A 19,245-nucleotide genomic window follows, 5' to 3' on the forward strand; every position below is an offset into this window, starting at 1 on the left:
TTAAAATAAAAAACCTTAATTTTTAAAAGATTGGAAGTGTGGATTTATAAATCCAAAAGTGTATAAGTTGAAACAAGTTTTTGCACACTTTCTGCGCCTTTTAAGGATTCAAGATTCAAAATAAAACAAGATTCTACACATTTTGCTCCTGCTTGTTTGATAAGATTGACTGCGGCAATTGCGGTGCCACCTGTAGCGATTAAATCATCTATTAAAAGCACATTAGGATTAGGTTTATTAGAGGCTTTAAATGCGTCAATATGAATTTCAATTTCGCTGAAGCCATATTCTAAAGAGTATTTTTCAGAAATGGTTGTGTAGGGTAATTTGCCTTTTTTACGAATAGGGACAAATCCAATTCCTAGTGTATAGGCTAAAGCAGCACCAAAAATAAAGCCACGACTTTCAATTCCTGCTATAAAATCAATCTTTAAAGATTCATAACGCACTTTTAAATGGTCAATAACGATTTCAAAAGCTTGCGGATTGTTTAAAAGGGTTGTGATGTCATAAAACAAGATTCCTGGTTGTGGATAATCTGGAATCGTGCGGATAGAATCAAGTAAAAACCTCTTTTGTTTGTTGTCTAGTGCGGTTGTTTGCATATTTTCCCTTTAACCTTTTAGTTTAAATTTTGCATATTTTGCGGAATCTTAACGCGTTTTGTGCTATTGTGTCAAGATTTTAGTTTTTATTATAGAAAGAAAGTTTTAAGAATAATGTAGAAGTTTGCTACAATTTCAAATAATACAAAGGTTTTTTATCAAAGGTAGAATCGTCAATGCAAAGGACAAAAAAACTTAAAAATATTTTAATGATTACTTTGGGTGTATGTTTGATAGGTTTGAATCTTTTTGCCTTTGCAACTCCACCTATTAGTATGCAGGTGTTGTTAAAATCTATTTATGCACCTACACTTTTTAGCGTGTATAATAAGAGATATGGTATGCTTTATTGTCAGCTTTATGGAATAGCTGGGGTTAGCAAAAGTTTCCAAAATGATACTTGCGAAGTGAATCAACAAGCAGTGAAAGAAATGCGACATTTTGCGATGCAATATACGCGCAATAAAGTTTTTTTAGAAGAACAATATCGTTTGGGTTATAAAAATGGTTGGTGTTTTTTGCAAAATGGAGGGAATCTCTTTAATGCAGAGCTTGTGCGTGATGGTTATGCAGTTGTGCAGTATTTTGACCTAACAGAATCTGCAATATTGGCAGATTTAGAGGTGTTAGAAAATATTGCTAGAAGCGAAAAGCGCGGGTTGTGGAAAGAATGGAGCAAGGAAATGGAATGTTTAAAACGAACCTTGCAAGAAATTGCTAAAGAGGTTTTAAGTGAGTGAAATTTCATTATCATTTAAAACTCTTGAATTTTAGTTATAATGCAAAATGAATAAAATCTCTATTTTAGGATAAAAATGCTTTTGACAAGTTTGTATATTGTAGGGATTACCGCAGAGGGAATGAGTGGGGCATTAGCGGCTGGAAGACATAATATGGATTGGTTTGGAGTGGTTTTTATTGCTTGTGTAACGGCAATTGGTGGAGGCTCTATCCGTGATGTGCTTTTTGGGCATTATCCGCTGACTTGGGTCGCTCACCCAGAATATTTGCTTATTGTGTGTTTTGCGGCAATTTTAACCACAAGAATCCCTTATTTTGTCGCTAGATTTGAACGTGCCTTTTTGGTATTAGATGCTATGGGTCTTGCCGTTTTTAGTGTGATTGGCGCACGTGTTGGGATTGATTTACACCCAAGTGGAGCAATGGCAGTAACAGGTGCAGTCATTACTGGTGTGTTTGGTGGAATCTTGCGGGACATTTTTTGTGCAAGGATTCCGCTTGTGTTTCAAAAAGAGCTTTATGCTAGTATTTCTTTGCTTGTTGGTAGCTTATATGTCATTTGTGAATTTGTTAGCACAAAATATTTTGCAATCCATCAAAATTTGATAATTATTGCTTGTTTATCTATCGGATTTATCGCACGCCTGATTGCAATTCGTTATCATTTAGGTTTGCCTACATTTAAATATAATCCTAAGTAATAGCTGAAGTCAAGAGCGGGTTATGGATTGCCACGAAAATCTAAAGATTTTCTCACAATGACAAGTTGGCTTCGCGTCATTGAGGCACACGAAGTGCAATGAAACAATTTATATACAGAATCGCCAACATCAATAAAGGCTACAAATTACTACGAATTAAAGTTTTTTTGCAATAAACAGAGTGCAAACATTTGCAGAAAATGCTTTTGTATAAATTGGGGCAAAGCCTACTTCTTGTAATTCCGTGTTTAGTTTTTCTGCAGTTAAAAATTCTTCAATGGAATCAGGTAAATAACGATAAGCACGATAATTTTTAGAGACAATTCCACCAATGTATGGCAAGATATTTTTCGTGTAAATTCCCATAAGTCTTTCTAAAAGTGTTGGGTTTTCGCATTTAGTAAATTCTAAAATTACCAAGATTCCATTTTTTTTAACCACTCTTGCAAATTCCGCTAAGGCGCGTTTTCTCTCTACGACATTTCGGATTCCATAGGCAATACTCACAATGTCTTTGCTTGCACTCTTTAACGGAAGTTCTATTGCTTCGCATTGCACAAATTCTACATTGGGAAGTTTTTTGCGTGCGACACTTAGCATTCCCTCGCTTGGGTCAAGTCCTATGATACTTTGGATTTGCACATTTTCTTCTTTGGCATTTTTGTCCCAATGACTTATCATATCACCTGTCCCGCACGCGACATCAGCAATATGAAGCGAAGATAAGGATTCTAGTGGTAAGTTTTTAAAAGCAAGTTTGCAGGCTTTTTGTCTCCAAGCAATGTCTATCCCACAACTCATCACGCGGTTTGCTAAATCATAGCTTCCTGCTATATCATCAAACATTGCAATGATTTCTTGCTGTTTATTTTGCATAAGATTCCTTGTTAGCTAAATTTTGTAAATCTTTTTGGGCGAGTTGTAGCCAAGCCTCCAAGCTTTCAATTTGTGTTAAAGTTGCTTTTGTAGAAGTGCCGCCATAAGAGTTTCTACTATTCATAGAAGCCATTAAATCTAAGCTTTTGTGCGCATTTGGTGGAATGCTAGAATCCACACTGCATAATTCCTCTACACTTAATTCACTTAAATCTTTGCCAAGAGATTCGGCATAAGCGACTGCTTTACCCGTGATATGGTGCGCTTCACGGAATGGAATCCCACAAGTTTGCACAAGGAAATCTGCTAAATCTGTTGCGCTTAAATGTCCATTTTTACAAGCTTTTAGCATAGAGTCTGTATTGATTGTCATTGTTTTTAGAGTTTCTTTTAAGATTCTTAAGGAAATATCTAAAGTCTCAAAACTATCAAAAACTCCCTCCTTATCTTCTTGCGTATCTTTATTATAAGCTAGTGGCAAGCCTTTCATCACGACTAAAAGTGAAAGAAGATTGCCATAGATACGTCCGCTTTTACCGCGTAGAAGTTCTGGGACATCGGGATTCTTTTTTTGTGGCATTATGGAGCTTCCCGTAGAATACGCATCACTTAGAGTGATGAATCTAAACTCATAACTGCTCCATAGCACAAGTTCCTCTGCAAGTCTTGAAATGTGCATAGCAATCATAGAGCAATCATAAAGAAAATCTAGCGCAAAATCTCTATCACTGACAGAATCTGTGGCGTTTAAGGTAGGTGCGCTAAACCCTAAAGCCTTTGCGCTAAAGAATCTATTGGTAAGATAAGGTGTGCCAGCAAGTGCTGCTGCTCCTAGAGGACAGAAGTTGTTGCGTTTATAAGAGGATTCTAATCGCTCAAAATCTCGGACAAACATACTCATATATGCACACATTAAAAAGCCAAAATTTATGGGTTGAGCGTGTTGTAAATGTGTCATACCTGGTAGAATAGTTTGTGTGTGGGATTTAGCGATTTCTAATAAGGTTGCAATTAAGTCCAAAAGAAGAGACATAATCGTGCGGTTAGATTCTAGCACAAAGAGTCTAAAATCTAATGCAACTTGGTCATTGCGACTGCGTGCAGTGTGGAGTTTCTTGCCCACCTCCCCGATGATTTGTGTCAGTCGCTTTTCAATCGCCATATGAATGTCTTCATCACTAAGCACAAATTCAAAAGCTCCTTGCTCTATTTCTTCTCTGATTTGCTCTAAGCCTTTGCAAATTTCTGTTACTTCCTTTTTGCTTAGGATTCCACAATTTGCTAACATTTTGGCGTGTGTTTGTGAGCCTAAAATATCTTGTTTATAGAGTTTTTTATCAAAGGGTAAAGAGGCATTAAATGCATCTAAAATTTCTGCTGCACGGACGCTAAATCGCCCACCCCAAAGTTTTTTGTTTTCCATTTTTTTGCCTTTAAAAAGGTTTAAGGATTACTAAAATGGTAATAAAAATAATAGCAAGTGTCGGCACTTCATTATAGGCACGGAAAAATTTGCCACTTTTAAAACAGCGGTTTTCTCTAAAAGCAACTAAAAAGCGATATAAACTATAATGATAAGCAATTAAAAGCACGATAATTAGAATCTTAGCGTGCATCCAACCCCCACTTAGCCAAGTTGGCTCTAAGAGGAGTAACCACACGCCAGAAATCAGTGTGCAAAGAAGTGCGGGATAACCGATAAAGTTAAAGAGCTTTTCTTCTTGAATCTTAACTACTTCTACAAACCCCGCGTTATTTAAATGCTCCGCGTGATAGACATAAAGTCTAGGTAGATAAAATAGCATCGCCATCCACGATACAAACGCTACAATATGAAAAATCTTTACATATAAATAGGTCATAGATTGCTCCCTTTTTGAACTAAAAGTCAAAATTGTAGCAAAACAGACTTAAAGTCAAGCGAAAAATTAATGATGTTTTTTGTATAATCTACCACAAATTGCCATTGATTTAAAAATTTATAGAGGATTTTATTTGCACGAGTTATTTTTAAATCTTGATTTTGTTTTTATGAAAAATGCGATTCGAATTTTTGCTAAAGCTTTATGGCTTACCTTGCATTTATCGTTTTTTGGCATTTTATTTTCTATTCTTTTGGGATTCTTAATTGCTTTGGTGCAATATTATAAATTACGCTTTTTAACCACCATTACACAAGCTTACATTGAGCTTTCGCGTAATACGCCTTTACTAATTCAACTTTTTTTTCTATATTATGGATTGACACAAATTGGATTTAAACTTAGTGGATATATCTGTGCTCTTATAGGCGTTGTGTTTTTGGGTGGGAGCTATATGGCGGAATCTTTTCGTGCAGGGCTAGAATCTGTGGGCAAGATTCAGCTAGAATCTGGACGCAGTTTGGGGCTTAGTGAAATGCAACTTGTCGCTTTTGTAGTGCTGCCACAAAGTCTGATGGTGAGTTTGCCCTACATTGCTGCAAATGCGATTTTTTTACTTAAAGAGACTTCGGTAGTTAGTGCGATTGCGCTTGCAGATGTGTTGTATGTAACCAAAGATTTGATTGGGAGTTATTATAAAACAAGTGAGACTTTGTTGCTTCTTGTGCTTTGTTATTTAGTTGTGTTATTACCTCTATCCATTGTTTTTTCACTCTTAGAACGTCATTATAAGCGGTTTGTTTAGAGATTCTTATGGAATTGCTTTTTTTACCTCAAAACATTTTAAGAATCGCACAAGGTGTTTTAGTAACGCTTCAAATTGCACTCCTTGCGATTCTATTTTCTTGTATTTTTGGCTTTATTTTGGGGTATTTGATGACTTTGCAATCTAGGATTTTACGCGGTGTTTGCCGATTGTATTTGGAATCTATCCGCATTATTCCGATTTTAGCTTGGTTGTTTATTGTTTATTTTGGCTTTTCTAGCTTTTTGAATCTAAGCGGAATCGTCGCGTGTATTTTGGTATTTAGCCTTTGGGGAATCGCAGAAATGGGGGATTTAGTGCGCGGAGCAATCTCAAGTTTGCCTCTACACCAAAGTGAGAGTGCGAGGGCTTTGGGTTTAAGCGAATTTGCAGTGCAGTATTATATTATCTTTCCGCAAGGTTTTAAGCGGCTTTTGCCAAGCCTAGTTAATCTCTTTACTAGAATGATAAAAACAACCTCTCTAGCGGCACTCATTGGCGTAAGTGATATGCTAAAAGTCGGACAGCAAATCATTGAAGTGAATCTTCTTGCTTATCCAACCGCTAGCTTTTGGGTCTATGGCGGAATCTTTATGATATATTTTGCTTTGTGTTATCCTCTTTCGTTGTGGAGCAGAAGTTTAGAGAAAAAATTAATATAAGGTTAAGGCGATGAATCCTGTTCTTTTAAGATTAGAAAATATCACAAAAAAATATGGGGACAATTTGGTGCTAGATTCTGTGAGCTTGGAAATCAAAAAGGGAGAAGTTTGCGCTATTTTGGGACCAAGTGGTTGTGGCAAAAGCACATTTTTGCGTTGCATTAATGGGCTAGAATCCACTCAAGGGGGTAAGATTTTTTTTAAAGAAGCACAAATTGTGGGAGAAAATGCAAAAGTGCAGTGGAAAAAGGTGCGTCAAAAGATTGGTATGGTGTTTCAAAATTACGAGCTTTTTCCACATTTGAGTGTATTGGAAAATATTATTTTAGCCCCGATGAAAGTAGAAAATCGTAAAAAAGATGAAGTTGTTACAGAGGCTCTTAAGCTATTAAGGAGGGTAGGTTTAGAGCAAAAAAAAGATGAATACCCAAAAAGCTTAAGTGGTGGGCAAAAACAACGCGTAGCTATCGTGCGTGCTCTTTGTATGAATCCAGAGATAATGCTTTTTGATGAGGTTACTGCTTCGTTAGACCCTGAAATGGTTAAAGAAGTGCTAGATGTGATTAAAGAGCTAGCAAGTGAAGGAATGACAATGCTGCTTGTAACTCACGAAATGAAGTTTGCTCAAAATGTAGCAGATAGAATTGTGTTTTTTGACAAGGGAAAAATAGCTGAAATCGCAACTCCGCAAGAGTTTTTTAGAAATCCTGCAAGTGAGCGGGCTAAGAGATTTTTAAGTGTTTTTGAGTTTTAGTCTTTTAAATTACATAAAAATTAGTAATAATTTGCGAAAAAGTTTGTATAATTTTAAGATTTTAATTAAGGAGAGCAAATGAAAAAAGTTTTAGTTATATTGGGGATTTTAGGTGTAATATTTATAATGAATGGTTGCAAAGGTAATGATTATCAACACCCTTCCCACCGCAGTGGAGCGACAAAATAACTTAAGCGTTTGAATCCTGTATGGATTACAGGATTCTTTGGTTTTTTAAAATTTAAATCTTTTTAGTTTTTAAAGTTGAAAATTCAATAATCTGCTAAAGCAATTTGGAACAAAACTTGCTTTACCTTTTTGTAGAGTAAGCTAGAAAAGGATATTCAAGCAATGAGACAACTTTACAAGATTCCAACAATTTTATTAATCTTAGCGTTCTTTATTATTCCATCTTTTGGTGCGAAAGTGGGTGATTTAGTCAATGTAGTTGGTGTGCGTGATAACCAATTAATCGGTTATGGTTTGGTCGTGGGGTTAAATGGGACAGGAGATAAAACAACTTCAACTTTTACAATGCAATCTATTTCAAATATGTTAGAAAGCGTCAATGTCAAAGTGGATGCTAATGATATAAGTTCTAAGAATGCAGCTGCGGTAATGGTTACTGCAAAATTACCAGCCTTTGCAAGACAGGGCGATAAAATTGATATTGTGGTTTCAAGTATTGGAGATGCGAAGTCGCTAGAGGGAGGAACTCTTTTGCTAACACCATTGAGTGGTTTAGATGGTAGAATCTATGCTGTGGCACAAGGTGCAGTAGGCATTGGCGGTAAAAGTGAGCGAGGAGGTAGCGCAAACCACCCTTTAGCAGGGATGTTACCAAATGGTGCAACGGTGGAGCGTGAAGTCAGTTATGATCTTTATAATAAATTAAATGCAACTTTGAGCTTAAAAGAATCTAATTTCCAAAATGCTGTACGTATTCAAGCACGTATTAATGCGGCTTTTCCTAATTCACAAAATACGCAAGAATCTCCAACAACACCTATTGCAACCGCCGTAGATCCTCGCACGATTAAATTACAACGCCCACAAGAAATGAGTATGGTAGAGTTTTTGGCTCGTGTGCAAGATATTGAAGTTGATGCGATTAAAGAAGATAAAATTATTATTAATGAAAGAACTGGAACGATTATTGCTGGTATGGGTGTAGAAGTTTCTCCTGTGGTTGTAACACACAATAACATTACGATTAAGGTGAGCAATGAGCCAAACAAAGACCCAGAGGCTGTGGATATGGGTAATGGAGCGACCTTTAGCGCACAAGGCGCAATGGTAACAAGCGCAAACAACCCAACAATTTCAAGTGTAACGCGTGCTTTGCAGCGTATGGGAGCAACACCTAAAGATGTCATTGCGATTTTAGAAACAATGAAAAAAGCAGGCGCATTTAATGCAGATTTAGAGATTATTTAAGGAGAATGCAAAATGGTTGATTTTAATGGAATAGGTGGGTATTCTAAGGAATTATTAGACGCAATCAAGCCCACACCAGAGATTATAAAAACTGATGATGATTCAAGATTACGAGAGCAAACGGATGCTTTTGAAGCACTGATTATCAAAAATATGTTAGATACAGCATTAAAAATGGACGAATCTCTTTTCCCAAAAGCTCCCGGACACGACATTTATGAATCTATGTATCGTGATACTTTGGCGGATAGTTTAAGTGGTGGTTTTGGCTTTAGTGATTTGCTTTATGATTATTTGAAAGACTTGCAAGGCAAACAAGGTTTTAAAGGTGAAATGTGATAGACCAAAACTTGCTAGAGTCTCTAAGTAGTAGCGATAAAGAATCTTTTGCAAGGGGATTAAAAGAGTTAATTACACAGACTTATGAAGTGGAAAAAGAGTTTGTGGAGTTAAAGGCGCTTTTTGAAGAAGTGTTGGATATTTTACCAACTGCAGTTTGGGTGTTAGAGCAGGGTGGGGAGATTTTTTATCAAAATAGCCTTGCTAGTGAGATTCCGGAATTATTAGAAAAACTCCATTTATCACAAAACAATCGGCAGGAGATTGAGTCAGAGACTTCTGGCGAAACAAAAGTTTATTTGGTGCAAACCAATCAAAAATTAAATAAACTCATTATTTCTGCGACAGATATTACAAGTGAAAAGCGGCGTGAAAGACTTGCTTCAATGGGACAGATTTCCGCACATTTAGCTCACGAGATAAGGAATCCTGTGGGTTCGGTTGCTTTACTTGCTTCTACGCTTGCAAATCGTGTAGATATTAAAAATAAGACACTTGTGCTAGAAATTAAAAAATCTATTTGGAGAGTAGAACGTATTGTCAAAGCAACTTTACTTTTTTCTAAAGGGGTACATTGTAGTAAAGTCCAAATTAATCCCCAAAATCTTGAAGAGGAGCTTAATGAATCATTAAACTATTATACTTATTCTAAAAATATCCATTTTATATTCCAATTTGAATGCGATTCTTTAGAGGCAGATTTTGATTTACTCTGCATTGTATTGCAAAATTTCTTGTTTAATGCAATTGATGCGATAGAAGAGAGCGAGGAAGAAAAAGGAATCGTAGAGATTTATTGCACTAGGGATTCTAAAAATGCAATTTTTAAAATTTATGATAATGGAAAGCCGATTGAAAATCCAGAAATTCTTTTTGAACCTTTTAAAAGCACGAAGTTAAAAGGAAATGGTTTAGGATTAGCACTTTCCTTGCAAATCATAGAAGCCCACAATGGAGAAATTTCTCTAATGAAAGAAGAAAGAAAAGGATTTGAAATCACGATTCCACAATTTTGAATTTTTCATAAACGCGTAAATTTTGCACATTTTGTATTAAAAATAAATTTTATGCTACTTTTGCCATAAGATATAATAGGAATTAAGGCATTTTGAGTTAGAATTTTTAATCACATCAGTAAAAGGGCAAGAATGAGTGGTAATATTCAAAAAATGCAAAATGTAAAAAGTCTTCGGGAAGTTAATATTAAAGACAAACGTGTTTTAATTCGTGTAGATTTTAATGTGCCAATGGATAGTGAATTAAACATTAGTGATGACACAAGGATTAGAGAGGCAATTCCTACGATTAATTATTGTATAGATAATGGAGCAAAATCTATTATTTTAGTCAGCCATTTAGGGCGTCCACAAGGTAAGAGTAATGAATTTTCTTTAAAGCATATTTTGAAACGATTGGAGAGGCTTTTATCTAAAGATGTTGTATTTGTAGATAATTTAGATAATGCGCAAGTTACTTTAAATACTTTAATAGATGGTAGCATTGTCTTGCTAGAAAATATCCGATTCTATGAAGGTGAAGAGAAAAACGACCCTGTATTATCTCAAAAACTTGCTAATCTTTGTGATATTTATGTGAATGATGCCTTTGGAACAGCACACCGCAAGCATTCTTCTACTTATGGAGTTGCAAGTTATGCAAAAGAAAAAGTAGCCGGTTTGCTACTTAAAAAAGAAATTGATTCTTTTGCGATTGCGCTTTCTAATCCTCTACGCCCATTATTGCTTATTGTTGGTGGTTCAAAAGTTTCTTCAAAGCTTACGCTTTTAAAATCTATTTTAGATGTGGTGGATAAAATTATCATTGGTGGTGCGATGAGTAATACCTTTTTGGAAGCTGTGGGCTATGATATGAAAAACTCTTTGATTGAAGAAAATTTGCTAGAAGAAGCACGTAATATCTTAAGAAATGCAAAAGAGAAGGGCGTGAAGATTTATTTGCCTGTAGATGTTGTTGCAACTGATGATTTAAAAGAGCCTAAGGATATAAAAATTAGCCCTGCACAAGACATTCAAGAGGGTTTAATGGCGGTAGATATTGGACCTGCAACGGTGAAACTCTTTAACGAAGTGATTCGGGATAGCGAAACAATCATTTGGAATGGACCACTTGGTGTCTATGAGAATCAGAAATTTTCTCGCGGGACTTTTAGTATCTCACATACTATTGCAGATACTTACTCGTATAGTGTAATTGGTGGAGGTGATACTGCTGATGCGGTGGATAAAGCAGGCAATAGAGATGGTATGAGCTTCACATCAACTGGTGGTGGTGCAAGTTTGGAATTACTTGAAGGTGCAGTATTGCCAGCATTTGAAGTATTAGATGAGAGGGTATAAAATGGGAGAACCCCCTACGAAACAAAGCACTAAAGGAGAATCTATCAATCTCCTTTAGTTTTGAAATTAAAGGCAGATTATGTTGAATCTTTTTATTAAACGCAATGGTATGGTAGTAAGAGAGAGTGTGCAAGCAGTAGAAGCAGTGCAAGTAGATGCCGATGTGCTTTGGATTGATTTATTGCACCCCACAGCACAAGAAATTGCTTATATTTCTAAAACTTATTTATTGGATATTCCAACAAAAGAAGAACGTGAAGAGATTGAAGAATCCTCTCGCTATTGGGAGAATAGTGAGACGGTAACGATTAATACTTACTTTCTTACGCGTCCAAGCGAAGGGAATCTTTTACATAACGAAACCATTACTTTTTTGCTGACACATAATATTCTTTTCACGGTGCGATATAGTGAGTTTAAGGTATTTGATGAAATCCAACAACGTGTGCTTGCAAGTCCAAAAAACTTTGAAGATGGCTTTGATTTAATTTCCAAAATTTTTGAATTACGTGTAGAAAAAGATGCGGATATGCTAGAAAGTATTGCAAAACAAACGCGTCTTTTGCGCCGCTCTGTTGTATTTGATAAGAAACTTGGTGATGAGATTTTAGAAAATCTCTCTGTCTTGCAAGAAATGCACTTGAGTTTGCGTGATAGTTTGTTTGATAAAAGGCTTGCAATTGCAGCGTTGCTGCGCACGAAAAAAACAGATATGGAAGTGAAAAAGGATTTGGGTATTATTTTAAAGGACATCAACTCGCTTGTAGAGTTTGCCAATGTAAATATGAATATTTTGGATAACATTCAAACGCTTTTTTCAAACCAAATTAATATTGAGCAAAATAAAATTATCAAAATTTTTACAATGGTTACGGTGGCGATGATGCCCCCGACTTTAATTGCTACGATTTATGGAATGAACTTTACAAATATGCCAGAGCTTCAATGGGCTTATGCTTATCCTGTTGCATTGGGTGTGATGGTTGTCTCAACTATTCTTCCTATTCTTTACTTTAAAAAGAAAAAGTGGATGTAACACAATGTGACTCCTAGAATCCTTATTGGAACAGAAGCATAGTATAAATGAAGGGGCTTTGTGGCTTGTGTGTGCCAAAAATTGGCAATCCAATTCAAAGTAATACCAAGAATCTTTTATGTAGCTTGTTTCTCACACTCCTTTTTCTTGAAAATAAAGTTGTAATTCTTTGGCAATTGTTTGGGAATCTTTTTCTGCTAATGTTGGATTTGATAAAAATTTTAAGGTTGCTAAAAAGCGATTCTTTGGCATAAATCCGGGATAGATAAATAATTCTTTACCTTCTTCACTTAAGAAAACAAGCGTAGGAGTGGGTTTGATATGATACTTTTGTGCTAAATCTGCAGTGCTTAAAGTTTGGTTTAAAAAGGAGATTTCGTGCGTTTTGGTATAGCTAAGATTGATATAATAGGGTGCATAATTGGCTATCAAAAACTCTTTAATATCAGAATTCTCTTTGATGAGGGTTTTTAGTCTATCACAATATGCGCAACCATTAGCTGAAAATACCAATAAAAAGGGGAGATGATTGCTTGTAATTTTGCTTGTTTCTTTAAAAACATCGGCAACTTCCACATAAGAATTGCGGTCTATGTTTTCCATAGCTAATAATTGCTCTTGGGTATTTTTTGTGCCACTTGATACAATGTTTTCGTCAATTTTTTCTTGGCACGCACTCAAGAGACAAGTTAATATCACGCCCATTAAAAAATAAACTTGTTTCATCATTTATAAAATCCTTGATAAATTGTGCCATTATAGCAAAATATACACTTCATTTAAATGCCCAGCATTAAAAGATTCCATAGATTATCTACTTCTATTTCTTCTAAAAACTCTCCTTGCAAAGAGAGCCAATGAGCAATATGCGCTTGATTAAACACTGCACCTTGCATACAAGAGGGGTGTCCAGAGATTAATCCTCTGCCTAAAATTATTTCATCTTGTAAGGGTTGTTCGCAAATAAGACAGGTTTGCAAGGTATTTCCTCTGCCTTCAAAGCGCAGGAGCTTGGCATATAAATTGAGAATTGCGCGTTTGGGGTTCTCTTTTTCTAATCGTTTTGCCCCTTGCTCTAAATGTTCAAAATAAAAGGAATCTAAGGTTGAAATATCTCTTAAATGCGTGTTTAAGAGGTTGAGGTATTGTTGCCAAAAATAGCGTTTTTGCGTGTCCCGCTCCCAAATGAAACCTAAATGGATTGGCTCTCTTAGTTTGCCAATTTCACGCAAGTCTTGTTCTATAGAAAAGTCAATCTTGTGTCCTAAATGCACGATACTATGACGCGCACCATAGAATCTATAAAGGGTGTGCAACTGGGTTTGCGTCAAGATTCTAACGAGCAAATCTTCCTCACGCACACGCAAAGTGTGTAGAATATAGCCTTGCAAAATTTTCCTTTTTTAGCGGGATTGTAGCATAATCTTAAAGGTTTCTTTTAGTTTTAAAAATTTTTAAATTCCTTTTAAGCTTTGGAATCTCAAGCACTCTTTTTGCAGAAGTAGATTTCATCGCTCTTGCAACCAATGGAGAGTTTAACAAACAAAGTGAGGGTGTGAAAGTCTTAAATGATGAGGAGATGAAGCAGGTTGTAGGGGAATTTACGAAAGGAAGTCTTATTAAACAATACGGCATCACGAATAATTCTGGGCAAAAGATTTATACAACGACTTACTATCGTGTCAATTTTGATTATGGTGATTCGCCTTATTTTAATCTGTTGCCAAATGAAATAGCAGGGATTGAAGAAATTTACAATCATCAAACACGCAAAACACAGAGAAATATCGTTGCCATAGATACAAGAAATTACACCTATATGCGGAATCTTGATTCAAGCCTTTTAAACAGATACAAGGTGCGATAATGATTGTTGAATCTAGGCGGATAACAGATGTAAATTGGTCTCCCACTTATGTGGGAACGATTTACCACGAGGAGATAAAAAACAAAGCAAAATTAGAGGCTAAAGAGTTTGATATGAGTCAAGCAACCAGCAGAGAGGAAGAGCAGCAAAACCTGCTTAATTTCTTAAAGCAATCTCCAAAAGGTAATAATAAGGAACAGACACAAGCATTTCTATATCACTTAACAGGAGACACTTTTAAGGCAGAAGAACATATAGAAGAAATGTTTAATAGGAGTAAAGAAGACATCGGATTACTCGGTAAATACGCAGGAGCAAATCTTGATTTAGAAATGTTTTTAGAATCTTTCTTTAGATTAGCCAAATTCTTTGGTGCGATTCCAGAATCTAGTAAGGTTAAGATTCAAGATTCTTTACAAATAGCCCAAAGATATTTGTATAATCAAAGCGGAAATATTGATAATTCTTTTAAAGTGGGAGATTATGTTATCTCATTTGAGGACGACCCCTCCTTTACTGACCCATTTTTATATGGAGGTAACTTTTCTATTTCCTATCAAAAGCCTGACGAACTTCTAACCTCTCTTGCCTCCAACTTTGATTCCACACAAAGTTTTTTTGATATTTTAGATAAAAGAGAGCAATTAGAAAAGCAAAATCAAGAGTTACACAACAAGCAATCTTTCAATGGAATCTATATAAGATAGATTCCACAAGTGATTCTATAATACAAACCTTTGTAGAAGAGGTTCTAAGGTTTCAGATTGACACTCAAATGCTTTAGTCAATTAAAGTGTGTTCTATTAATACTTTAAGCCCTAATGCAATCAAAATACAGCCCGCACTGATTTCAAGAATGCGTGTAGGGATTTTGGTAAGGGTTTTACTAAGAGAGTAGGCAAGAATTACACATAAAAAGGTAATACCTCCAATCAAAGAAGCACTTAAAAATAAAGGTGCATTTTGTGAAAAAATGAGCATACCCGCAGCAAGTGCGTCTATGCTCGTAGCGATTCCAATGAGGAGTAAAATCCGTAATGAAAGGACTTTTGGGGATTCTTCCTCTTCGTTTGTATAGGAATCTTTAATGATTTTTAATCCTAAGACTAAAAAGACAAGAAAAGTAATCCAATGGTCAAAAGAATCGGCAATTTGCGAGAGTCTATCACTCGCAAACTTTATCATAATCCAACCAAAAATGGGCATAAGTGCTTGGAAAAATGCGGTTACTAATGCAATTTTTAATCCGTTTTGTATGTGCCACTTTTCATACAATCCATAAGAAAATGCTACAATAGACGCATCTACTGCTAAAATGATTCCAAGTAAGATAATTTCTAAATATTCCATAATTTATAAAGAGAAATTGACTAATCCTTCTGCAGGAGAGCTTGCGGTAGCATAAGGTTTTTTGGGGATTCTACCTGCTAGATAGCTTGCCCTACCTGCTCGCACTGCATCACGCATAGCTTGTGCCATTAGAATGGGGTTTTGTGCTTGAGCAATAGCAGTGTTTGTTAGCACCGCATCTGCGCCAATCTCCATAGCAACTGCCGCATCAGAAGCGCAACCCACGCCTGCATCTACGATAAGTGGCACTTTAATAGCTTCTTTGATAAAAGCAATATTGTAGCGATTCTGTATGCCAAGTCCGCTACCAATCGGTGCTGCAAGAGGCATAACCGCACTTGCTCCAGCATTTTCTAGTCGCTTTGCCATTACCGGGTCATCGTTGCTATATGCAAGCACGCAAAAGCCATCTTTTGCTAGAATTTCACAAGCTTTGAGCGTCTCTAAGACATCGGGATAAAGTGTTTTTTGTGTGTCGCCAATAATTTCTAGCTTAATAAAGTCAATGTCCGTGGCTTCTCGTGTTAGGCGAAAGAGAGTAATGGCTTCCTCTGCATTCACACAACCAGCGGAATTTGGTAGAAATTGAATCGCACTCCCTTTGAAATAATCTAGTAGATTCTCTTCATCGGGGTTTGTGATATTCACACGCCGAATCGCAACGGTTATTATTTCTGCTTCTGAAGCAAGGGTTGCGTCAAGAGTTGTTTGAAAATCCTTGTATTTTCCACTACCTACAATCAACCGACTTTTGAAAGTTTTGTTGCCTATTGTTAAAGTTTCATTTGTAATGTTGTTTTGCATAAAATTCCTTTAATGTAATTTTGTCTTTAAATGTAGCGGATTTGCTCTATTAAATCAAGAGGGTTAAGTGAAAAATTATTATAAGATTTCACATAAAGTTCCGCACAAAAGCTATGAAGCAAAACGCCACAAATAGCAGAATCTAAAGGAGTTTTTCCTTGAGCTAAATACGCACCAATCATACCAGAAAGCACATCTCCACTCCCTCCTTTTGCTAGGACATTGTTACCAAAGGGATTAATATACACTTCCTCTCCCTTACAGATTAACGAATTTGCTCCTTTTAGCACAAGTGTTGCATTGGGATAATGTTTGCAAAACAAAAGCGCGTAAGTGATTTTGTCTCTTTGTAATTCTTGCGTAGAAATTGTTGCAATATTTAAGATTTTTAAAATTTGCACAAATTCCTTGGGGTGGGGAGTTAGGACGATATTTTTGGCTTTTAGCAATTCTTTAAAAGCGCAATGATAGAAAATATCTGCATCAAGCAGTAAGGGGTAGCTTTGAAGTTGTTTTAAGTTGGGCAAAGGTGTATTGATACCAAAGCCCATTCCAAGTGCAATGGTAGTTGTATTTTGTGGAATCTCTTTTGGATTCATCAGACTAAAGGGCAAGTTTGGGATTCTATCTGTGCTGATAACGCTTACAAGCCCTGCTCCATTTCTAAGTCCAGATAGTGCGCTTAAAACTCCTGCACCCACTTTTTCTCCTGCATAGACGCATAGGTGTCCAAAATCGCCTTTGTTAGTGTTTTGTGCGATTCTATGGGGTGGTTTAAAATCACTTCTTTCTAGTAGCTTTAAATGAGAACTTGGCGCGAAAACTTCCTCGCTAATGCCTAAGTTTATCAAATGCACTTCGCCTACAAAATCTTTTGCCAAATCTGAAAAAAGGGCTACTTTGAGCGCACCCATTGTCAGTGTAAAATCTGCTTGAAAGGCTATTTCCCCACCTAGTGTGCCACTTTGTGTAATTCCACTTGGAATATCACAAGCAATTTTTATTGCATCATATTCGTTTAAAATCTGCAAAATTTTAATAGTCTTTGAATCTAATTTTCCTTTGAATCCTGCTCCAAAGATTCCATCAATAATAAGGTCAAATTTTTCTTTTGCCTTTAAAGATTGCAAAAATTTAAAATTTATTTTGGAATTTGATTGTAATGTTTCTAGTCTTTTTAATTGTAGGGTGCATAATGGGCTTTTTACACCTTGAGGTAAAAAGACATTCACTTCACAGATTCCACAAAGCATTCGTGCCAACGCCAAACAATCCGCACCATTATTCCCCCTTCCACAGACAATCAAGATTTTTAATTTTTTAAATGTTGGATTGGTAGAATCTAAAAACTGGTTTTTTAAAAAATAATACATTCCACTTGCAGCATTTTCCATTAACAATTCTGAAGACAAATTGAAGTTTTTTGTCGCATTGACATCTAGCGCATTTGTGTTTAAAAATAAATTTTTCATTTTAGGATTCCTTAATTCAAGGATTGCAAAATTTTTTGGAATCTTAACAAAATATGTTATAAATTCACTCTAAAAAAGTTATTTTTATAAAGAATTTTTATGGCATTGAAAAAGATTATTTTGAATTTGTTTTTAACGTTTCTTATGTTTTGTTATTTTGCAGGTTGCAATGAAGAAAAACGAGCAAGTAAAGAGGATAATAAAACTTCAGAGAATAATGCAACAGGTATTTTAAAACAAAAAACAAAAGAAGAGAATTTACAAGAGACACCTTTGCAAAAACAATTAAAGAAGAATCTTAAAAACCACTTAGACGAATTAAGTCAAAAGCTACAAGAGAAAAATTTAAACCATTTGCAGTTAGAGCAAAACACAGGAATACAAAAGCATATAGAATATTTTGAGAGCTTACACGGACGCAAGGATATTCCTAAAAACTCTTCACACGAGAATTTAAATCAAAAAATACAAAAAGCCTATGAATTTCAAGAAGAGAGAATTGAAAATTTGCGTCAAAAAAATGATGAAATGAGCAAATAATACGAGATTTACTAAATTATTAAGTAAGTTTTGATTAGAATTAGAAATTTTGAAACAAAGTTAGGGGCTAGAATGGCAAAACGTGTTTTAGTTAAGTATTCAGGTGAGGCGTTATCTGGTGAGAGTGGCTTTGGGATTGAGAGGGAGATTTTAGATTATCTCTCAAGAGAGCTTAAAACTCTTGTAGAAGCTGGGATTGAAGTTGGAATTGTCATTGGTGGGGGAAATTTTATCCGTGGAGTTAGTGCGTCTAAAGGTGGCTTGATTCGGCGCACGAGTGGGGATTATATGGGAATGCTTGCAACGGTGATTAATGGGGTTGCTATGCAAGAGGCGTTGGAGTATTATGGCTTAGATGTCCGTGTGCAAAGTGCAATCGAAATTAAAGAAGTATGTGAGACTTATATCAATCGGCGTGCGATTCGTCATTTAGAGAAGGGACGTGTAGTGATTTTTGTCGCTGGAACAGGAAACCCCTTTTTTACCACAGATACGGCTGCAACTTTACGCGCAGTAGAAATTGGTGCAGAGATGATTATTAAAGCAACAAAAGTTGATGGAGTGTTTGATAAGGACCCAGCAAAATTTAATGACGCAATGATGTTGCAACATATTGGTTATGATCAAGCTTTAAAGGATAATATCAAAGTGATGGACGATACGGCTATTGCTCTTGCGAAAGACAATGCGCTTCCTATAATTGTTTGCAATATGCTACGTGAGGGAAATTTACTGAAAACTATCCAAGGTCAATCTAGCGCAGTATATTCTAAAGTGTCTAATTAATTTATTAAGGAATGAAATGAGAATTGAAGAAATTGCATCAAAAGCATTAGAACAAGTTAATGGCGATAGATATTTGCTATCTAATATTTTATTTATGAGAATTGATGAGTTAAGTCGTGGAGCTAAACCACTTGTTAATAGAGATGTTAAAGTAGATAAACTTTCAGATATTGCTTTACTTGAAGTAGCAGAGGGCAAAATCGGCTTAGACAAAATTGAAGAATCACAAAATTAATTTCGTATTCTTAATT

24 protein-coding genes are annotated in these 19,245 nt (G+C 35.7%); 15 read left to right on the top strand and 9 right to left on the bottom strand.

Translation table 11 applies throughout. The features are described 5' to 3' along the window. Nucleotides 1-44: 44 nt before the first annotated feature. The gene (gene apt / locus Q0Y61_RS02725; RefSeq protein ID WP_297810969.1) at nt 45-605 is read right to left on the bottom strand and encodes an adenine phosphoribosyltransferase; all 561 of its coding nucleotides are present in this window, start codon (nt 603-605) and stop codon (nt 45-47) included. A gap of 176 nt (nt 606-781) precedes the next feature. Here apt and Q0Y61_RS02730 point away from each other — a divergent pair, with 176 nt between their 5' ends. Together Q0Y61_RS02730 and Q0Y61_RS02735 are read left to right on the top strand one after the other, a co-directional pair. Beyond that, nucleotides 782-1,345 carry a thermonuclease family protein gene (locus tag Q0Y61_RS02730; RefSeq protein ID WP_297810972.1) on the top strand — a complete coding sequence of 188 codons (564 nt, stop codon included), beginning with the start codon at nt 782-784 and terminating at the stop codon, nt 1,343-1,345. A gap of 75 nt (nt 1,346-1,420) precedes the next feature. Beyond that, the gene (locus tag Q0Y61_RS02735) at nt 1,421-2,047 is read left to right on the top strand and encodes a trimeric intracellular cation channel family protein (RefSeq protein ID WP_297810974.1); all 627 of its coding nucleotides are present in this window, start codon (nt 1,421-1,423) and stop codon (nt 2,045-2,047) included. 156 nt (nt 2,048-2,203) lie between these two features. On the opposite strand, the gene ubiE is transcribed toward Q0Y61_RS02735, so the two are convergent. From ubiE to hemJ, 3 genes are read right to left on the bottom strand one after another with little or no spacing between them, the layout of a single operon-like run. Continuing rightward, entirely contained in the window at nt 2,204-2,923 is a 720-nt protein-coding gene (ubiE, locus tag Q0Y61_RS02740) for a bifunctional demethylmenaquinone methyltransferase/2-methoxy-6-polyprenyl-1,4-benzoquinol methylase UbiE (RefSeq protein ID WP_297810977.1), read from the bottom strand. Continuing rightward, nucleotides 2,913-4,346 carry an argininosuccinate lyase gene (gene argH, locus Q0Y61_RS02745; RefSeq protein ID WP_297810979.1) on the bottom strand — a complete coding sequence of 478 codons (1,434 nt, stop codon included), beginning with the start codon at nt 4,344-4,346 and terminating at the stop codon, nt 2,913-2,915. The genes ubiE and argH overlap by 11 nt, the downstream gene beginning before the upstream one ends. A gap of 10 nt (nt 4,347-4,356) precedes the next feature. Next, the gene (gene hemJ / locus Q0Y61_RS02750) at nt 4,357-4,785 is read right to left on the bottom strand and encodes a protoporphyrinogen oxidase HemJ (RefSeq protein ID WP_297810982.1); all 429 of its coding nucleotides are present in this window, start codon (nt 4,783-4,785) and stop codon (nt 4,357-4,359) included. A gap of 169 nt (nt 4,786-4,954) precedes the next feature. Here hemJ and Q0Y61_RS02755 point away from each other — a divergent pair, with 169 nt between their 5' ends. From Q0Y61_RS02755 to corA, 8 genes are all read left to right on the top strand, one after another. Beyond that, on the top strand, nt 4,955-5,590 hold the full coding sequence (locus Q0Y61_RS02755; RefSeq protein ID WP_297811126.1) for an amino acid ABC transporter permease: 636 nt from the start codon (nt 4,955-4,957) through the stop codon (nt 5,588-5,590). An 8-nt stretch (nt 5,591-5,598) separates the two neighbouring features. Beyond that, entirely contained in the window at nt 5,599-6,252 is a 654-nt protein-coding gene (locus tag Q0Y61_RS02760) for an amino acid ABC transporter permease (RefSeq protein ID WP_297810985.1), read from the top strand. Between the two features lie 10 nt (nt 6,253-6,262). Further along, nucleotides 6,263-7,006, top strand: a complete 744-nt coding sequence (locus Q0Y61_RS02765) for an amino acid ABC transporter ATP-binding protein (RefSeq protein ID WP_297810988.1) — start codon at nt 6,263-6,265, stop codon at nt 7,004-7,006. A 351-nt stretch (nt 7,007-7,357) separates the two neighbouring features. Next, nucleotides 7,358-8,443, top strand: coding sequence for a flagellar basal body P-ring protein FlgI (locus Q0Y61_RS02770; RefSeq protein WP_297810991.1), 1,086 nt, complete (start codon nt 7,358-7,360; stop codon nt 8,441-8,443). A gap of 12 nt (nt 8,444-8,455) precedes the next feature. Beyond that, nucleotides 8,456-8,782, top strand: a complete 327-nt coding sequence (locus tag Q0Y61_RS02775) for a rod-binding protein (protein WP_297810994.1) — start codon at nt 8,456-8,458, stop codon at nt 8,780-8,782. After that, nucleotides 8,779-9,798, top strand: a complete 1,020-nt coding sequence (locus Q0Y61_RS02780; protein ID WP_297810998.1) for a HAMP domain-containing sensor histidine kinase — start codon at nt 8,779-8,781, stop codon at nt 9,796-9,798. The genes Q0Y61_RS02775 and Q0Y61_RS02780 overlap by 4 nt, the downstream gene beginning before the upstream one ends. 132 nt (nt 9,799-9,930) lie before the next feature. After that, nucleotides 9,931-11,139: a phosphoglycerate kinase gene (locus Q0Y61_RS02785; protein ID WP_297811002.1), complete on the top strand. Its 1,209-nt coding sequence runs from the start codon at nt 9,931-9,933 to the stop codon at nt 11,137-11,139. 79 nt (nt 11,140-11,218) lie between these two features. Continuing rightward, nucleotides 11,219-12,175: a magnesium/cobalt transporter CorA gene (gene corA, locus Q0Y61_RS02790; RefSeq protein ID WP_297811005.1), complete on the top strand. Its 957-nt coding sequence runs from the start codon at nt 11,219-11,221 to the stop codon at nt 12,173-12,175. 132 nt (nt 12,176-12,307) lie between these two features. Here corA and Q0Y61_RS02795 read toward each other — a convergent pair whose 3' ends face one another. Further along, nucleotides 12,308-12,904, bottom strand: coding sequence for a thioredoxin family protein (locus Q0Y61_RS02795; RefSeq protein ID WP_297811008.1), 597 nt, complete (start codon nt 12,902-12,904; stop codon nt 12,308-12,310). A gap of 50 nt (nt 12,905-12,954) precedes the next feature. Then, complete coding sequence (gene recO, locus Q0Y61_RS02800) at nt 12,955-13,566, bottom strand: recombination protein RecO (RefSeq protein ID WP_297811011.1); 612 nt, start codon at nt 13,564-13,566, stop codon at nt 12,955-12,957. Between the two features lie 164 nt (nt 13,567-13,730). On the opposite strand from recO, the gene Q0Y61_RS02805 reads away from it, so the two are divergent. After that, complete coding sequence (locus tag Q0Y61_RS02805) at nt 13,731-14,042, top strand: hypothetical protein (protein ID WP_297811013.1); 312 nt, start codon at nt 13,731-13,733, stop codon at nt 14,040-14,042. Further along, complete coding sequence (locus tag Q0Y61_RS02810) at nt 14,042-14,749, top strand: hypothetical protein (protein ID WP_297811016.1); 708 nt, start codon at nt 14,042-14,044, stop codon at nt 14,747-14,749. The genes Q0Y61_RS02805 and Q0Y61_RS02810 overlap by 1 nt, the downstream gene beginning before the upstream one ends. A 73-nt stretch (nt 14,750-14,822) precedes the next feature. Here the strand turns inward: Q0Y61_RS02810 and Q0Y61_RS02815 are convergent, their stop codons facing one another. Genes Q0Y61_RS02815 through Q0Y61_RS02825 form a run of 3 tightly spaced genes read right to left on the bottom strand, consistent with a single transcriptional unit; the run spans nt 14,823 to nt 17,668 of the window. Next, complete coding sequence (locus Q0Y61_RS02815; protein ID WP_297811019.1) at nt 14,823-15,392, bottom strand: manganese efflux pump; 570 nt, start codon at nt 15,390-15,392, stop codon at nt 14,823-14,825. Between the two features lie 3 nt (nt 15,393-15,395). Next, nucleotides 15,396-16,196 (bottom strand): thiazole synthase, encoded by an 801-nt coding sequence (locus Q0Y61_RS02820; RefSeq protein WP_297811022.1) that lies wholly within the window; start codon nt 16,194-16,196, stop codon nt 15,396-15,398. A 26-nt stretch (nt 16,197-16,222) separates the two neighbouring features. Then, nucleotides 16,223-17,668 (bottom strand): NAD(P)H-hydrate dehydratase, encoded by a 1,446-nt coding sequence (locus Q0Y61_RS02825; RefSeq protein ID WP_297811024.1) that lies wholly within the window; start codon nt 17,666-17,668, stop codon nt 16,223-16,225. Nucleotides 17,669-17,767: 99 nt separating this feature from the next. On the opposite strand from Q0Y61_RS02825, the gene Q0Y61_RS02830 reads away from it, so the two are divergent. The 3 genes from Q0Y61_RS02830 to Q0Y61_RS02840 all read left to right on the top strand — a co-directional run bounded on the left by Q0Y61_RS02830 (nt 17,768) and on the right by Q0Y61_RS02840 (nt 19,229). Then, nucleotides 17,768-18,208, top strand: a complete 441-nt coding sequence (locus Q0Y61_RS02830) for a hypothetical protein (protein ID WP_297811027.1) — start codon at nt 17,768-17,770, stop codon at nt 18,206-18,208. Nucleotides 18,209-18,280: 72 nt separating this feature from the next. Next, complete coding sequence (gene pyrH / locus Q0Y61_RS02835; protein ID WP_297811030.1) at nt 18,281-18,994, top strand: UMP kinase; 714 nt, start codon at nt 18,281-18,283, stop codon at nt 18,992-18,994. A gap of 16 nt (nt 18,995-19,010) precedes the next feature. Further along, nucleotides 19,011-19,229 (top strand): DNA-directed RNA polymerase subunit omega, encoded by a 219-nt coding sequence (locus Q0Y61_RS02840; protein WP_297811033.1) that lies wholly within the window; start codon nt 19,011-19,013, stop codon nt 19,227-19,229. Nucleotides 19,230-19,245: the final 16 nt, after the last annotated feature.

Source organism: uncultured Helicobacter sp., assembly GCF_947367035.1.
Taxonomy (GTDB): Bacteria; Campylobacterota; Campylobacteria; order Campylobacterales; family Helicobacteraceae; genus Helicobacter_D.

Bases quoted from the DNA above. Each gene is read 5' to 3' on its own strand.
- apt (WP_297810969.1), bottom strand. From the start codon at position 605: ATGCAAACAACCGCACTAGACAACAAACAAAAGAGGTTTTTACTTGAT.
- Q0Y61_RS02730 (WP_297810972.1), top strand. From the start codon at position 782: ATGCAAAGGACAAAAAAACTTAAAAATATTTTAATGATTACTTTGGGT.
- Q0Y61_RS02735 (WP_297810974.1), top strand. From the start codon at position 1,421: ATGCTTTTGACAAGTTTGTATATTGTAGGGATTACCGCAGAGGGAATG.
- ubiE (WP_297810977.1), bottom strand. From the start codon at position 2,923: ATGCAAAATAAACAGCAAGAAATCATTGCAATGTTTGATGATATAGCA.
- argH (WP_297810979.1), bottom strand. From the start codon at position 4,346: ATGGAAAACAAAAAACTTTGGGGTGGGCGATTTAGCGTCCGTGCAGCA.
- hemJ (WP_297810982.1), bottom strand. From the start codon at position 4,785: ATGACCTATTTATATGTAAAGATTTTTCATATTGTAGCGTTTGTATCG.
- Q0Y61_RS02755 (WP_297811126.1), top strand. From the start codon at position 4,955: ATGAAAAATGCGATTCGAATTTTTGCTAAAGCTTTATGGCTTACCTTG.
- Q0Y61_RS02760 (WP_297810985.1), top strand. From the start codon at position 5,599: ATGGAATTGCTTTTTTTACCTCAAAACATTTTAAGAATCGCACAAGGT.
- Q0Y61_RS02765 (WP_297810988.1), top strand. From the start codon at position 6,263: ATGAATCCTGTTCTTTTAAGATTAGAAAATATCACAAAAAAATATGGG.
- Q0Y61_RS02770 (WP_297810991.1), top strand. From the start codon at position 7,358: ATGAGACAACTTTACAAGATTCCAACAATTTTATTAATCTTAGCGTTC.
- Q0Y61_RS02775 (WP_297810994.1), top strand. From the start codon at position 8,456: ATGGTTGATTTTAATGGAATAGGTGGGTATTCTAAGGAATTATTAGAC.
- Q0Y61_RS02785 (WP_297811002.1), top strand. From the start codon at position 9,931: ATGAGTGGTAATATTCAAAAAATGCAAAATGTAAAAAGTCTTCGGGAA.
- corA (WP_297811005.1), top strand. From the start codon at position 11,219: ATGTTGAATCTTTTTATTAAACGCAATGGTATGGTAGTAAGAGAGAGT.
- Q0Y61_RS02795 (WP_297811008.1), bottom strand. From the start codon at position 12,904: ATGATGAAACAAGTTTATTTTTTAATGGGCGTGATATTAACTTGTCTC.
- Q0Y61_RS02810 (WP_297811016.1), top strand. From the start codon at position 14,042: ATGATTGTTGAATCTAGGCGGATAACAGATGTAAATTGGTCTCCCACT.
- Q0Y61_RS02815 (WP_297811019.1), bottom strand. From the start codon at position 15,392: ATGGAATATTTAGAAATTATCTTACTTGGAATCATTTTAGCAGTAGAT.
- Q0Y61_RS02820 (WP_297811022.1), bottom strand. From the start codon at position 16,196: ATGCAAAACAACATTACAAATGAAACTTTAACAATAGGCAACAAAACT.
- Q0Y61_RS02825 (WP_297811024.1), bottom strand. From the start codon at position 17,668: ATGAAAAATTTATTTTTAAACACAAATGCGCTAGATGTCAATGCGACA.
- Q0Y61_RS02830 (WP_297811027.1), top strand. From the start codon at position 17,768: ATGGCATTGAAAAAGATTATTTTGAATTTGTTTTTAACGTTTCTTATG.
- pyrH (WP_297811030.1), top strand. From the start codon at position 18,281: ATGGCAAAACGTGTTTTAGTTAAGTATTCAGGTGAGGCGTTATCTGGT.
- Q0Y61_RS02840 (WP_297811033.1), top strand. From the start codon at position 19,011: ATGAGAATTGAAGAAATTGCATCAAAAGCATTAGAACAAGTTAATGGC.